Source organism: Bradyrhizobium sp. Crot121 (assembly GCF_059512385.1).
In genome coordinates this window covers 16877-30463 of sequence record NZ_JCAMOR010000056.1, presented here as the reverse complement: position 1 = coordinate 30463, position 13587 = coordinate 16877, and the positions used below count along the sequence as shown (strand labels likewise).

The 13587-nt window shown below is 63.2% G+C and carries 14 protein-coding genes; 4 read left to right on the top strand and 10 right to left on the bottom strand.

Annotated features, from left to right (window positions below; all coding sequences use genetic code 11):
• Position 1: 1 nt before the first annotated feature.
• The 7 genes from AC5ZGW_RS33175 to AC5ZGW_RS33145 form a co-directional block, all read right to left on the bottom strand.
• Positions 2 to 1465: a TadA family conjugal transfer-associated ATPase gene (locus AC5ZGW_RS33175; protein WP_028165101.1), complete on the bottom strand. Its 1464-nt coding sequence runs from the start codon at positions 1463 to 1465 to the stop codon at positions 2 to 4.
• A gap of 18 nt (positions 1466 to 1483) precedes the next feature.
• Positions 1484 to 2749 (bottom strand): CpaE/TadZ family protein, encoded by a 1266-nt coding sequence (locus AC5ZGW_RS33170; RefSeq protein WP_130228517.1) that lies wholly within the window; start codon positions 2747 to 2749, stop codon positions 1484 to 1486.
• Entirely contained in the window at positions 2746 to 3495 is a 750-nt protein-coding gene (locus AC5ZGW_RS33165; RefSeq protein ID WP_130228518.1) for a CpaD family pilus assembly protein, read from the bottom strand. Before AC5ZGW_RS33165 ends, AC5ZGW_RS33170 begins: the two co-directional genes overlap by 4 nt.
• A 9-nt stretch (positions 3496 to 3504) precedes the next feature.
• On the bottom strand, positions 3505 to 4956 hold the full coding sequence (locus AC5ZGW_RS33160; RefSeq protein ID WP_433994518.1) for a type II and III secretion system protein family protein: 1452 nt from the start codon (positions 4954 to 4956) through the stop codon (positions 3505 to 3507).
• Positions 4957 to 4997: 41 nt separating this feature from the next.
• On the bottom strand, positions 4998 to 5795 hold the full coding sequence (gene cpaB, locus AC5ZGW_RS33155; protein WP_028165105.1) for a Flp pilus assembly protein CpaB: 798 nt from the start codon (positions 5793 to 5795) through the stop codon (positions 4998 to 5000).
• 128 nt (positions 5796 to 5923) lie between these two features.
• Entirely contained in the window at positions 5924 to 6448 is a 525-nt protein-coding gene (locus AC5ZGW_RS33150; RefSeq protein ID WP_130228576.1) for an A24 family peptidase, read from the bottom strand.
• Between the two features lie 316 nt (positions 6449 to 6764).
• Positions 6765 to 6929, bottom strand: a complete 165-nt coding sequence (locus tag AC5ZGW_RS33145) for a Flp family type IVb pilin (RefSeq protein ID WP_130228575.1) — start codon at positions 6927 to 6929, stop codon at positions 6765 to 6767.
• A 485-nt stretch (positions 6930 to 7414) separates the two neighbouring features.
• Here AC5ZGW_RS33145 and AC5ZGW_RS33140 point away from each other — a divergent pair, with 485 nt between their 5' ends.
• From AC5ZGW_RS33140 to AC5ZGW_RS33130, 3 genes are all read left to right on the top strand, one after another.
• Positions 7415 to 7930, top strand: coding sequence for a pilus assembly protein N-terminal domain-containing protein (locus AC5ZGW_RS33140; protein WP_130228574.1), 516 nt, complete (start codon positions 7415 to 7417; stop codon positions 7928 to 7930).
• Between the two features lie 157 nt (positions 7931 to 8087).
• Positions 8088 to 8669 (top strand): TadE/TadG family type IV pilus assembly protein, encoded by a 582-nt coding sequence (locus AC5ZGW_RS33135; RefSeq protein WP_130228573.1) that lies wholly within the window; start codon positions 8088 to 8090, stop codon positions 8667 to 8669.
• A gap of 8 nt (positions 8670 to 8677) precedes the next feature.
• Positions 8678 to 9316, top strand: coding sequence for a TadE/TadG family type IV pilus assembly protein (locus AC5ZGW_RS33130; RefSeq protein ID WP_349645108.1), 639 nt, complete (start codon positions 8678 to 8680; stop codon positions 9314 to 9316).
• Between the two features lie 86 nt (positions 9317 to 9402).
• Here AC5ZGW_RS33130 and AC5ZGW_RS33125 read toward each other — a convergent pair whose 3' ends face one another.
• The 3 genes from AC5ZGW_RS33125 to AC5ZGW_RS33115 form a co-directional block, all read right to left on the bottom strand.
• The gene (locus tag AC5ZGW_RS33125) at positions 9403 to 9615 is read right to left on the bottom strand and encodes a cold-shock protein (RefSeq protein WP_028165110.1); all 213 of its coding nucleotides are present in this window, start codon (positions 9613 to 9615) and stop codon (positions 9403 to 9405) included.
• Between the two features lie 263 nt (positions 9616 to 9878).
• Positions 9879 to 10169, bottom strand: a complete 291-nt coding sequence (infA, locus tag AC5ZGW_RS33120; protein ID WP_027579226.1) for a translation initiation factor IF-1 — start codon at positions 10167 to 10169, stop codon at positions 9879 to 9881.
• 25 nt (positions 10170 to 10194) lie between these two features.
• Positions 10195 to 11622: a DEAD/DEAH box helicase gene (locus tag AC5ZGW_RS33115; RefSeq protein WP_130228571.1), complete on the bottom strand. Its 1428-nt coding sequence runs from the start codon at positions 11620 to 11622 to the stop codon at positions 10195 to 10197.
• 571 nt (positions 11623 to 12193) lie between these two features.
• Here AC5ZGW_RS33115 and urtA point away from each other — a divergent pair.
• Complete coding sequence (urtA, locus tag AC5ZGW_RS33110; protein WP_130228570.1) at positions 12194 to 13519, top strand: urea ABC transporter substrate-binding protein; 1326 nt, start codon at positions 12194 to 12196, stop codon at positions 13517 to 13519.
• Positions 13520 to 13587 lie beyond the last annotated feature (68 nt).

Here is a 13587-nt window from a genome sequence, read left to right as displayed (position 1 = left end):
CTTATGCCGGCGGCGGCGCTTCGGCGGCGTCGAGCGCAGCGGCCAGGCGATTCTCCTCGTTGTAGTAGCGGGCGCGCTCCCAGAATTTCGGCCGGCCGATGCCGGTCGAACGATGCCGGCCGATGATCTTGCCGTTGGCGTCCTCGCCGACGATGTCATACAGGAAGACGTCCTGCGTGATGATGGTGTCGCCTTCCATACCCATCACCTCCGTAATGTGGGTGATGCGGCGGGAGCCGTCGCGCAGGCGCGCCGCCTGGATGATGACGTCGATCGAGGCGCAGATCATCTCGCGGATGGTGCGCGAGGGCAGCGCGAAGCCACCCATCGTGATCATGGATTCGCAGCGCGACAGCGCCTCGCGCGGGTTGTTGGCGTGCAGCGTGCCCATCGAGCCGTCATGGCCGGTGTTCATCGCCTGCAACAGGTCGAACGCCTCCGGTCCGCGGACCTCGCCGACGATGATGCGCTCGGGGCGCATACGCAGGCAGTTGCGGACCAGTTCGCGCATCGTGACCTGGCCTTCGCCTTCGATATTGGGCGGCCGGGTCTCCAGCCGGACCACATGCGGCTGCTGCAGTTGCAGCTCGGCGGCGTCCTCGCAGGTGATGATGCGCTCGTCGTGCTCGATATAGTTGGTCAGGCAGTTCAGCAGGGTGGTCTTGCCCGAACCGGTACCGCCGGAAATCAAGACGTTGCAACGGACGCGGCCGATGATCTGCAGGATGCTTGCGCCTTCCGGCGTGATTGCGCCGAACTTGACGAGCTGCTCCAGCGTCAGCTTGTCCTTCTTGAATTTACGAATGGTGAGCGCGGGCCCGTCGATCGCGAGCGGCGGCACGATGGCGTTGACGCGCGAGCCGTCGGCGAGACGCGCGTCGCAGATCGGCGAAGACTCGTCGACGCGGCGGCCGACCTGGCTGACGATGCGCTGGCAGATGTTGAGAAGCTGCTGGTTGTCGCGGAAGCGGATGCCGGTGCGCTGGATCTTGCCGCCGACCTCGATGTAAACCGTGCCGGCGCCGTTGACCATGATGTCGGCGATGTCGTCGCGCGACAACAGCGGCTCGAGCGGGCCGTAGCCGAGCACGTCGTTGCAGATGTCGTCGAGCAGGTCCTCCTGCTCGGCGATCGACATCACGATGTTTTTGATCGCGATGATCTCGTTGACGATGTCGCGGATTTCCTCGCGCGCGGAGTCGCCGTCGAGCTTGGCGAGCTGGGCGAGATCGATTGCCTCGATCAGCGCGCCGAAGATGGTGGCCTTGACCTGGTAGTAAGTGTCGGACCGGCGCGTGTCGACGGTCGGCGCCGGCGGCGGCTTGGGCGGGGCGATCGGGGGCGAAGGCATGGTCGGAGGCGCCATCTCGCGCGCCGGCGTGGCTGCGGCGGACGGTTCCGGCGCGTGAGCAGCGGGCCTCAGTGCCCGCACTTCACTGTCATTTGCGCTACGCTTACCAAACACGACTCTACTCCAGAGCGGCTATTTCGCCCGCAGCTTCCCCAGCAGGGGCGACAGGAACGACCCTTTGGTTTTCTTGGTCTCGCCGCGGCCCGTCAGCCGCTGCGCGATCTGAAGGAACATCTCGATGGTGCGATGATTGGTGGAGATCTCCGCGATCATCTGGCCGTTATTGGCGGCCGAGCCGAAGATCTGCGGATCGAACGGAATCGTTGCGATCGGCTCGGCCTCGATCGCCTTGGCGAATTCGGCGGCGTTGATCTCGGGGCGCTTCGGCACGCCGACCTGGTTGAGGCAGTAGAGCGGCGCGCGGTCGTTCGGCCGCGAGGCCTTCAAGAGGTCGACCAGGTTCTTGGTGTTGCGAAGGTTGGCAAGGTCGGGGACTGCGACCACCAGGATGTCGTCGGCGGCGATCAGTGCCCGCTTGGTCCAGCCCGACCATTGGTGGGGGACGTCGAGCACGGTGCAGGGCATGGTGGTACGAAGCGTGTCGAAGATTGCATCGAAGGCCTCGGCGCCGAAATCGTAGACGCGGTCGAGCGTGGCCGGCGCCGCCAGCAGGCTCAAGTGATCGGTGCATTTCGACAGCAGCCGGTCGATGAAGGCGGTGTCGACGCGGTCGGGCGAGAACACGGCCTCGGCGATTCCCTGCGGCGGATCCTGGTTGTAGTCGAGGCCCGCGGTGCCGAAGGCGAGATCGAGATCGGCGACGACGGAATCCAGCGCCAGGTCGCGCGCGATCGCCCAGGCGACGTTATGCGCCACCGTGGACGCGCCGACGCCGCCTTTGGCGCCGACCACGGCAAGGATGCGCCCGACCGCCTTGGCCTCCGGCGCCGAGAACAGGTTGCAGACCGAGCGCACCACGTCGATGGCGACAACAGGCGCGATCATGTAGTCGCTGACGCCGCGGCGGACCAACTCGCGATAGAGCGCGACATCGTTGAGGCGTCCGATCACGATCACGCGCGTGCCGGCGTCGCAGACCGCGGCAAGTTGGTCGAGACCGCCGAGGATGTCGCCATTGGCCCCGGTTTCCAGGATGATGACGTTTGGCGTCGGCGCCGAGCGATAGGCCTCGATGGCGGCGGCCATGCCGCCCATCTGGATCTTCAGATGCGCCTTGGCGAGCCTGCGGTCCTCGCCGGCCGACTGCACCGCCGCGGCGGTCTCCACCGTGTCGCAGAATGCCTGCACCGACACCCGCGGCGCCGGCGCGATATGCTCCTCCGTCGGCGGCGGGACGTCAGGCTGGGCGTCGGAATTCTGGCGCGCGTAGCTGATCATTTGCCCACATCGCTCAGCTTGGCCTTGTCGGCCTCGGGATAGGTGGTCGTCGTCGAGGTGCCCTTCCGGTATTTCGCGAAGGCGATGTCACGCCGCTCGGTGTATGGCGGCGTCTCCGCGCGCGGTTGCACGAGGTCACTCGGATTGTCGACCATGGCGGCGAGGTTGCGCTGGTAGGCACAGCCGAAATTGTAATAGGGCTTGTTGTCGAAATAGCTCTTGTTGTTGATCGACGGTCCGAGGTCCTCCGGCCAGGTGCCGCAGGGGCCGGCCACCGCCGAGATCCGCGCATAGTTGATCCTGATGGCCGCGAAATGGCGCGGATCCTCGGGGTGATACTGGCGCACGGCGACCGCGCGCGGCGGCACGCCGGCGGCGGCGAAGGTCGCCTGGATCTCACGCAGGGAATCGGCGGCGGCGCGCGCATTCGGCGCGCCGACCGGTGTGTCGATGCTGATCGCGCCCGTGCCTTCGCGGAGCCAGGTCTGCGCCAGCCCCATCACGTCGGCGCGCTGTTCGGCGGTGAGGCCGCCGCGGCCGCTGCCGGCGAACACCACGATGGAGCGGTCGGCTTCCTGGACTGCGATCGGATGGCGCAGACGATAATCGTCGGGATAGCTCGCGAGCGGCGAATCATCTGTGTGCCGACAGGCACCGAGCGCCACGGCAATGCCGATCAGTGCCCCGAGACGGGCGAGGGCGCGGCTGCGATCGGCGGAACGTTTGGATGTCAGCTTGGGTGTCATCGTCCCGCCTCAGTCGGTAATGAAGCCGTAGGTGCCGCGGTAATTTCGCCCCGGCTCCGTACGGCCCGGCACGCCATAGATGCGGTTGATGCTGCCGAGGAAGTCGGCCTGCGGGTCCGAGGCGTTGGCAAAGCCGTCATCCGGCCGCGACAGGTCCTTCTGCGCCACCGCGCGCACGACATAGGGGGTCACCAGCACCATCAACTCGGTCTGGTTGTTGACGAAGTCGCGGCTGCGGAACAGCGTGCCGAGGATCGGCAGTTGGGCAAGACCCGGAAAGCCGTTGATGGCCTGCTTGGTTTGCTCCTGGATCAGGCCGGCCATCGCCATCGCGCCGCCGGAAGGGATTTCCAGGGTCGTTTCCGCGCGGCGGGTCTTGATCGAGGGAATGGTCAGCGTGTTCACCTGATTGGCGGTGACGGATTGCGAGAGCGTGATCGAATTGTCGTTCGACAGTTCGGACACTTCGGTCATCACCCGCAGGCTGATGCGGCCTTCGGTCAGCACGACCGGCGTGAAGTTCAAGGAGATGCCGAATTTCTTGAACTGGATCTGCGTGATACAGACATGGGTGACGGGGTCGCAGGAGTAGCCTGCGGGGATCGGGAATTCGCCGCCGGCGATGAAGGTGGCCGACTCGCCGGAAATGGCCGTCAGGTTCGGCTCGGCCAGCGTTCGCACCACGCCCGCGCTTTCCATCGCGCGCAGCGTCGCCGATACCGAGGGGCTGGCGCCGAACGCGGTTGTCGCCGTGTTGTTGGGCAGCAGCGGGCGACCAAAGGCGGTGAAGGGGTTGTCGTTCCTGAAACTCACCACCGCGGTGCCGTAGTTCAGGTTGGCGGTGAGGTCGATGCCGAGCTGCTTGATGATGTTGCGCGCGACCTCGGCGACGGTGACCTTGAGCATCACCTGGTCGCGGCCGCGGACCACGATCGAATTGACTACCTTTTCAGCGCCGCCGGCAAGCCGCGCGGCGAGATCGCCGGCCTGCTGCGCCTCGATCGGGCTCGAGGCCGTACCGGTCAGCACCACGCCGTCGCCGACGCCGTCGATCTGGATGTCGGCATGCGGCAGCGCCTGGCGGAGCGCCGCGCGTACCCCATTGAGGTCGCGTTTAACGGCGATGTCATAGGCGGCGATCTGCGCGCCGGCAGAATCGAAGAACACGATGTTGGTCTGGCCGACCGCGGCGCCGATGATGTAGGCGCGCTGCGAGGAGCGGATCACGGCATTGGCGATCTTGGGATCGGCCACCAGCACGTCCTTGATGTCGCGCGGCAGGTCGATCACGACCGATTTGCCGACCCCGAGCGACAGGAAGCGCGCACTGGCTTGGCCGTCGGCCGCGGGCGGCGCCGCGACGCGGTAATCGCTCGCCACCACCGGCGTCAGGGCCGGGTTCAGTGTGAAGGCGACAGCGGCCGAAAACGACAGGGCGCGAACGACGAAAGCCCGCATCATCGATCGATTCCCCCAGCCCTTCATTCCCTGCGCCCTTTCGCTCACTTCTGTACCGTTTGCGGGCTGGCGATGCCGTACCGGATGACGTTGATGCTTTGGCCGCGCCGGCGTGTTTGATTGTCGGCGTTGGCCTCGACGATATTGACGTCGGCGATGCTGCGCAGCGCCAGCGTCAGCGTGCCGCTCTGGCGCGCACGCGCCAGCGTTTCCGCCTGTTCGGGCTTGAGCTCGAGCGTCACGGTCTTGCCGATCAGCGCGCTGGTACCGTCCTTCTCCTTCGGCGCCTGGTCGATCGCGAGCACGCGGACATTGCTCAGGATGATCTCCGAATTGACGATGTCGGCGCCCTGGCCGTCCGGGTTCTTCTCGCGCCGGGAGAGAATGACGTCGACCCGGTCGTTCGGCAGGATGAAGCCGCCGGCAGCGGTCTCCGGCGAGATTTCGGTCGAAATCGCGCGCATGCCGGACGGCAGGATCGCGGCCATGAAGCCGCTGCCATCGGCCTTCACCAGCTTCTGCTCGCGGATCGGCTCGCCGGCGATGAAGGGGGCGCGGGCAATCGAGCCAATGACGTCCTTCATGGCGTCGGCCTTGCCGTCGCGCCGCATGTACGAGCCGCTCGCGCTCGAGGCCGGCCAGGTCTGCCACTGCAAATCGTCGGCCTTGACCGACTGGCCGAGACCGATGTCGGACTTCGCGACGAGGATGTCGATGGTCGGCAGTTGCGCCGCGGGCTGGGATTTGGGAGCGGGCTGGTTATTGCTTCCGCTCGCCAGATACAGGGCCGCGAGGCCGGCAACGCCGGCGATAGCCAAGACCACAATGCGTGCGGTGTTCATTACGCTTCACTTTCCACAGGACGACGCGACGGTTCCGCCGCCGTGATCGGCAGTTGACCAGCTATTCGTCAAAGCATGGTTAATGAGGCGTATCTAAATCGCCTTAACGGGCAGTTACTTCCGCCCTTTCAACGCATTACGAAATGCGCGAAGTCGACCGCCTTCATCCACCCGGTCTCGGGATAGATCACGAGCGCGCCAAGCGCGAGCGCGATGCCGTAGGGAATGCCGGTCTCCTTGGCATGCAGCCGCAGCAGCCAGGCCTGGCCCAGCAGCGGGTAGGGCAGCGGCCATCGTCGGAACTGGAGCAGCAGCAGCGTCAGCGCGCCGCCGAACACGGACGCATAGAGCAGATAGGGCAGGAGATGATCGAAGCCGAACCAGAGCGCAGCGCCGGCTGCAACCTTGGCGTCCCCGCCGCCAATCCAGCCGAACGCAAAGCAGGCAAATCCAGCCGCGAGCACGGCGGCGCCGGCACCGGCATGCGAAAGCACCTCATAGAACCCCATGCCGCTCGCAAGCGCGAGCACGACGAAGCCCGCCACGAGCGCCAGCGACACACGGTTTGAAATCGTCATGCTGACAAGGTCGCTTGCAGCCGCGAACGCCATCAGTGCGGGAAACAGCAGCAGGCGAAGAATGTCGAGGATCATGTGATTACGCGAGCCCGAGCGGTCAGGATGAGTGGCGCCTCGAATCTAGCCGCGAGAGATGAATAATCGGCGAAGGCCGGCACGTCACCAGACTGCCGCAATGCGCCAGGCGAGCGTGATAACTGCCAGTGCCAGGGCGACGCAGACGGTCTGCGCGGGTGCGTCGTTCAGATTGCCGGCACGAAAGCAGCTCTTTGTGACCGCGAGGCGCGGAACAGTTGATCTACGCATACCGTCGCCGTTCAATTCGACGAATAAGACATAAGACATAAGACAAAGGCCCCGGATCGCCGGGGCCTTTGCCGAAAAGAGCGGATTACTTCAGCCCGTTGTCCACTGCCACCAACTTGGCGTTGAGATCGGTGCCGATGACTCGAAGGGTGCCAATGATCACGACGGCAATGAGGGCGGCGATCAGACCGTATTCGATGGCGGTCGCGCCCGATTCGTCCTTAATGAAACGCGAAACGAGGTTCTTCATAGATTGCTCCTGGTGTGCACGTGGCTGGTCGAACTTAGTGTTTTGGTCACCCCAGCGTTCTCAGCGCCGTGACCATGCACGCGAACCTAGGGGTGCGACAATTGCGCAGCAGTTAATTCGATTGCAGAAAGATCGCGCCAAATTTGACAGTTCCGACGCAGAGTCAACGCGGGCTTAAGACAATCGATAAAATGCACATATCTTGGGTTCGATGAGAGACTCGATCGTGCTCCTCTATGGCGCGCCACGCCAAGAATGCAGCGATCGCGTCCGAGCCGCCCCATGGTTGATCCTCACGGGGGAGACCTCGGTTCGACAAGCTAGATCATCGGGCAGTTCGTTTGTCCCTCCTGGAAATGAATGCGGATGAAATTGCGGAAGCGCTTTTTGCACTTCGTTCATGAATTGTTGTCAGTTTAGCTCTGTCGGGTGTCGCTTCCGCTGCGTATCGCGGTTGCCGGCTTGTCAATGCCCCGGGGTAGAGTATGTCGTTCAAGTCAGAGCGTGTCCGCACGTTGGCGGGTCTTGCCTTCAGCCTTCTCGCAGCCGCCGCCGCGGCATGGCCTTCCGCAAGCTTTGCCGCGGCCGATCCTGATCGGATCGAGGTCAATGTCGACCAGGCCAAGCTCGTCAAGCTCCCGACCGGCATCGCCACCATCGTGGTCGGCAACCCCATGATCGCCGATGTGACGCTGCAGACCGGCGGCGTCGTGGTCGTCACGGGCAAGGGTTACGGCGCCACCAATTTCATCGCGATGGACCGCAACGGCGAGATCCTGGTCGACCGCCAGATCCAGGTCCAGGGCCCGAGCGACCAGCTCGTCACCGTCTATCGCGGCATCGAGCGGGAATCCTATAGCTGCATGCCGATCTGCCAACGCCGCGTGACGCTCGGCGACGGCGAGAACTACTTCAAGTCCACGATCGATCAGGCCGGCTCGCTCAGCACCCAGGCAAGCGGGCAGGGCGGGACCGCCCCCAAACCGTCGTCCCCCAACTAACGAAACCTGCAGAGGCCGTCGGCGGCGGCCTTGCGCTGTCCGCCCATGCTTAACGCCGACCTAACGGAACGGGTCGTGCTGTCGCGATCCGACGAAACATTTCGACAATCTGTTTCAGATAATCGTTGCGGCACCACCCCGCTACGAGACTCCTCCGATGCCACAGCCTCCAGGCTCTTTCCGGAAATTGTTGCGCCGGTTTCGCCGCGATCGTCGCGGCGTAACCGCCGTCGAATTCGCCCTCGTCGCTCCGGTGTTCTTCGTGTTGTTGTTTGCGATCATCGAGACGGCGCTGATATTCTTCGCCGGCCAGGTGCTCGAGACGATCACCCAGGATTCCGCGCGCTTGGTCCTGACCGGACAGGCGCAAAGCGGCTCGCTCAGTCCGCAGGACTTCAAGAATGCGGTCTGCGCCCACAAGCTCAGTTTCATGTTCGACTGCAAGGGCATCTATGTCGACGTTCGTAGTTACCCGCAGGTCAACGTGATCAAAATCCCTAACCAGATCGGTTCGGGCGGCGCCTTCATCGATGATATGAAATACTGTCCTGGCCAAGACGGCAATTTCGTCGTGGCTAGGTTGTTCTATCAGTGGCCCGTCATCGTCACCAAGATGCTCAACTTTGGAGACGTGCTCGGCTACGACCCCTCCAATCTGAATGGCAGCAAACGCCTGTTGTCGGCAATCGCGGTCTTCAGGAACGAGCCCTTCCTAACTGGCGGGACGACATGCTCATGAGCGAAACGATGAAAATGAGGTTTCTCTCATCGATCTGGCACGTGCGCCGCCAGGTCCGCAATCTCGTCAACGATTGCCGCGGCGTGGCAGCGACCGAGTTCGCGCTGATCGTGCCCATTATGCTGGTGCTGGTCTTCGGAACGGTCGAGGTCAGCTCCTTCGTCGCCATCCAGCGCAAGCTGGCGCTGGTGGCGCGCGCGGCATCCGACCTGACGTCGCAATCGCTGAACAGCGTCACCACCACGGACATGCAGAATGTCTTCGCCCTGAGCGGAGCAATCCTGTTGCCTTATTCCTTGACACCGCTGACCGCGACCGTCTCGGAAGTATTCATCGACAAGAACGGTATCGCGAAGATCCAGTGGAGCCAGTCGGCCACCGTCACAATGAGCGGCTCGCCGACAGCCGCGCTTCAGAATTCGCCGCACAAGCCGAATGATACGGTACCGGTTCCACCGGGGTTATTGATACCGAATACCTGGCTGATCTGGAGCGAGGTCAGTTACAAATACAAGTCGCTAACTGGTTACGTGCTCAAGACCGAGATTCCATGGCAAGACCAAGCCTACACCCGGCCGAGACAGTCGCCCTGCGTCGACTATCCGCCGCCCACCAAGCCAAGCAGTAGCTGCACGCCGGTTTCTTAAAGCGAAAAGCCGCGCGGTCGGCGCGGCTTCTCTTTGTTCAGTGTTCTTGATGCGTATGGGCGCTGCGGACGCAGGCCCGTCGTCGGTCAGCCCGCCGAACGCAGATTGTCGGCGGCGGATTTGCCGGACCGACGATCGGACACGATCTCGTAGGAGATCTTCTGGCCTTCGCGCAGCGTGCCCAAGCCAGCGCGCTCGACAGCGCTGATGTGCACGAACACGTCGTTGCCGCCGTCATCGGGCTGAATGAAGCCGTAGCCCTTGGTTGCGTTAAACCACTTCACGGTTCCCATGCTCACGGGATAGTCCCTTCTCAGATAGACAAGTCAAAGCCCGCTTGTGGCAGGCTGGTGGATCGAATTTTGGAAGGGTCGTCAGCGCCGAACCGGGATACCGGTGGATGGCTAATGTCGTCCGGCCGAAAATCGATTAACCCGATATTATGCGAAAAACGGGCCTAAAACAATCCTGACGTGCGCGGATTTCGTTCGAACGTGGAAACCGCAGGGATCGCGCAAGACGTCAGGGCGTCGTGCGCGATTCCGGACGGCTTCGGGGCACGTCAGCGGCGGCGGAACTGGCCGCCCCGTGGCGGCTGGCCGCGTGGCGGGCCGCCGGGCGAACTCGGGCGTTCATCCTTGTGACGGAAAATCAGCCGCCCCTTCTCGAGGTCGTAGGGCGACATTTCAATCGTAACCCGGTCGCCGGCCAGCGTCTTGATGCGATTTTTCTTCATCTTGCCGGCCGTGTAGGCGACAATCTCGTGTCCGGTATCGAGTTGCACGCGATAGCGTGCGTCGGGGAGGATTTCGGTCACCAGCCCCTCGAACTGGATCAGCTCTTCCTTAGCCATGTGGGTCTCCAGAATCGATAGACGGCTAGTGCTGCGTTTGGTTGTTGCGGTTGGGCTGCGGTTTCGCCCGGCTTTCGCGGTGCAAGAAGGCGACGCCTTGAATGCCGCCCTGCTTACCCTCGCTCTTGCCGATCTGCGGCGAACGTGGCGACTCGCCCCGGTTCGCCTGTGGCGCGCCATTCTTACCACCTCGACGGCGGCGGCGGCGAGGGCCTTTTGCTGCCTGAGGTGATTCATTTCCTCTGGTCTGATGGGGGCGCTGCGCCGATCGTCCAGCCGCCCGATGTGGGGCGGCGGGAGCAGGCGCCTGCTCGCGATTGCCCGGTGTACGGCGATCTTCGCGCGGCAGCGCCACCCGGATCAGCCGTTCGATGTCGCGCAAGTATCCCATCTCCTCTGCGCCCGCGATCAGCGAGATTGCAACGCCGTCGGCGCCGGCGCGTGCGGTGCGGCCGATGCGGTGCACATAGGTCTCCGGCACGTTGGGAAGGTCGTAATTGACGACATGGCTGATGCCGTCGACGTCGATGCCGCGCGCGGCGATGTCGGTCGCGACCAAGGTGCGGATTTCGCCGGAACGAAATGCCGCCAGCGTGCGCTCGCGGTGATTCTGCGACTTGTTGCCGTGTATAGCGTTAGCCGCGATGCCGGCCTTCTCCAGCCCCTTCACCACCTTGTCGGCACCGTGCTTGGTGCGGGTGAACACCAGCGCGCGGTTGACCGGTTCCTGCTTCAGCAGTTGCGCCAGTATGGCGGGCTTGGCGGTGAAATCGACCTGGATGATGCGCTGCGTGACGCGCTCGGCGGTCGAGGACACCGGTGTTACCGCCACGCGGGCCGGATCACGCAGCATCGCTTCGGCGAGCTCGGCGATATCCTTCGGCATCGTCGCAGAGAAGAACAGCGTCTGTCGCTTCTGCGGCAGCTTGGCGACGATCTTCCTGATGTCATTGATGAAGCCCATGTCGAGCATGCGGTCGGCTTCATCGAGCACCAGGAACTCGACCTGATTGAGCTTCAAGCCGTTGCTCTGCACGAGGTCGAGCAGGCGGCCGGGGGTCGCGACCATGACCTCGACGCCCTGCATCACCGAGCGGACCTGCCGCCCCATCGGCACGCCGCCGATCGCGAGCGCGGAAGAGAGGCGGATGTGGCGGCCATAGGCATTGAAGCTGTCGAGGATCTGCCCCGACAATTCGCGGGTCGGCGAGAGCACCAGCACGCGGCACGACTTCGGTTGCACCTTGGTGCGGTTCTGCAGCAGGCGGTTGAGGATCGGCAGCGCGAAGGAAGCGGTCTTGCCGGTGCCGGTTTGCGCTATGCCGATCACATCGCGGCCTTCGAGCGCGAGCGGAATGGTCTGGGCCTGGATCGGAGTGGGGGTGACGTAGTTCTCTTCCCGAAGCGCGCGGGCGATGGGATCGGCAAGGCCGAAATCCTGAAAGGAGGTCAAAAGGGAGGTCTTTCCATCAAAACGTCAGGCGCGCCGGCCATGTGGGCCGGGCGCGTGAGGGCATCAGTGATACCCGCGTGTTTGGGGCATCGGTGCTGTTGGCTGATCAAAGGCAAGCCAAAAGCCGCCGAGGCTGGTTGGAACCAAGGCGGCCTAGAACACGCAAGCTTGCGCCGACCCGGCGATTCGCGCGGGTCATGACAGTCATATGGAACATGAACGCGGCACTTTCAAGGTAAACTCTCCTCGGATTGGGTCGGCCTCGGGAGCGAAGTTGCTATTGCAGGGGCGAGTCCGATGTCGTGACAGCGTCACAATTGGCTGCCGGAAATTTAGCCAGCTCGGTTTAATTGCTCAAAAAATGAACTGATTGCCGCTTTGGCATACATTTTTGTCGCCCAATAATTGGGCTGCCGTTCTCTGCATTCTTCCTGAAACGCCAAATTGCGGTGCGCCAGCAGTGGCTTAAGCGGTGCCTCGACCGTGGCATGGTTCTTGCGATTCCTTTTGTCGCAGGCGGCCGTGGGGCCGTTCGCATGCGTTCACGCCTGCGTCAGGGAGATGACATTTCATGATCACACAGCTTACTCACGATATAGCAAGGCTGAGCCGCCGCGGCTGGCTCGCTGCCGCCGCGGGCCTGGTTTTGGGCTTGGCGTCGTCGCCATTTTCTCCGGCCAAAGCGGCCGACGACACCATCAAGATCGGCATCCTGCATTCACTCTCAGGCACCATGGCCATCAGCGAGACCACGCTGAAGGATACGATTCTCTTCCTGATCGACGAGCAGAACAAGAAAGGCGGCGTGCTCGGCAAGAAGCTCGAGGCTGTCGTCGTCGATCCCGCATCGAACTGGCCGCTGTTCGCGGAAAAGGCGCGCGAGCTCATCACCAAGGACAAGGTCGCGGTCGTGTTCGGCTGCTGGACCTCGGTGTCGCGCAAATCCGTGCTCCCGGTGTTCAAGGAGCTGAACAACATCCTGTTCTACCCCGTGCAGTATGAGGGCGAAGAGTCCGAGCGCAACGTGTTCTACACCGGCGCCGCTCCGAACCAGCAGGCGATCCCCGCGGTCGACTACCTGATGAAGGACGAGAAGGTGAAGCGCTGGGTGCTGGCGGGCACCGACTACGTCTATCCGCGCACCACCAACAAGATCCTGGAAGCCTACTTGAAGTCGAAGGGCGTCAAGCAGGAAGATATCATGATCAATTACACGCCGTTCGGTCATAGCGACTGGCAGACGATCGTGGCCGACATCAAGAAGTTCGGCTCGGCCGGCAAGAAGACGGCGGTGGTCTCCACCATCAACGGCGACGCCAACGTTCCCTTCTACAAGGAGCTCGGCAACCAGGGCATCAAGGCGACCGACATCCCGGTGGTCGCGTTCTCGGTCGGTGAGGAAGAACTGGCCGGCATCGACACCAAGCCGCTGGTCGGCCATCTCGCCGCCTGGAACTACTTCGAGTCGATCAAGACCCCCGCCAACGAGAAGTTCATCAAGGACTGGCAGGCCTACACCAAGAATCCGAAGCGCGTGACCAACGACCCGATGGAAGCGCACTACATCGGCTTCAACATGTGGGTGAAGGCGGTCGAGAAGGTGAAGTCGACCGATCCGGACAAGGTGATCGACGCGCTGCCCGGCATCGAAGCGCCGAACCTGACCGGCGGCGTCTCCAAGATGCTGCCGAACCACCACATCACCAAGCCGGTGTTCATCGGCGAGATCAAGGGCAATGGCCAGTTCGACGTGGTGTGGAAGACTCCCGGCCTCGTCGCGGGCGATGCCTGGTCGAAGGAGCTCGAAGGCTCCAGGGACCTGATCGGCGATTGGGTCGGCAAGAAGTGCGGCAACTGGAACACCAAGACCAACAAGTGCGGCGGTCAGGGCTCCTGATCTGATCCGTTCATTCAACAACCTTCCAAGAGACTGGAGAAGGCGGCGGTGTTCGTCGCCTTCTCCTC

Bases quoted from the DNA above. Each gene is read 5' to 3' on its own strand.
- AC5ZGW_RS33170 (WP_130228517.1), bottom strand. From the start codon at position 2,749: ATGATCAGCTACGCGCGCCAGAATTCCGACGCCCAGCCTGACGTCCCG.
- AC5ZGW_RS33165 (WP_130228518.1), bottom strand. From the start codon at position 3,495: ATGACACCCAAGCTGACATCCAAACGTTCCGCCGATCGCAGCCGCGCC.
- AC5ZGW_RS33160 (WP_433994518.1), bottom strand. From the start codon at position 4,956: ATGATGCGGGCTTTCGTCGTTCGCGCCCTGTCGTTTTCGGCCGCTGTC.
- cpaB (WP_028165105.1), bottom strand. From the start codon at position 5,795: ATGAACACCGCACGCATTGTGGTCTTGGCTATCGCCGGCGTTGCCGGC.
- AC5ZGW_RS33150 (WP_130228576.1), bottom strand. From the start codon at position 6,448: ATGATCCTCGACATTCTTCGCCTGCTGCTGTTTCCCGCACTGATGGCG.
- AC5ZGW_RS33145 (WP_130228575.1), bottom strand. From the start codon at position 6,929: ATGAAGAACCTCGTTTCGCGTTTCATTAAGGACGAATCGGGCGCGACC.
- AC5ZGW_RS33140 (WP_130228574.1), top strand. From the start codon at position 7,415: ATGTCGTTCAAGTCAGAGCGTGTCCGCACGTTGGCGGGTCTTGCCTTC.
- AC5ZGW_RS33135 (WP_130228573.1), top strand. From the start codon at position 8,088: ATGCCACAGCCTCCAGGCTCTTTCCGGAAATTGTTGCGCCGGTTTCGC.
- AC5ZGW_RS33130 (WP_349645108.1), top strand. From the start codon at position 8,678: ATGAAAATGAGGTTTCTCTCATCGATCTGGCACGTGCGCCGCCAGGTC.
- infA (WP_027579226.1), bottom strand. From the start codon at position 10,169: ATGGCTAAGGAAGAGCTGATCCAGTTCGAGGGGCTGGTGACCGAAATC.
- urtA (WP_130228570.1), top strand. From the start codon at position 12,194: ATGATCACACAGCTTACTCACGATATAGCAAGGCTGAGCCGCCGCGGC.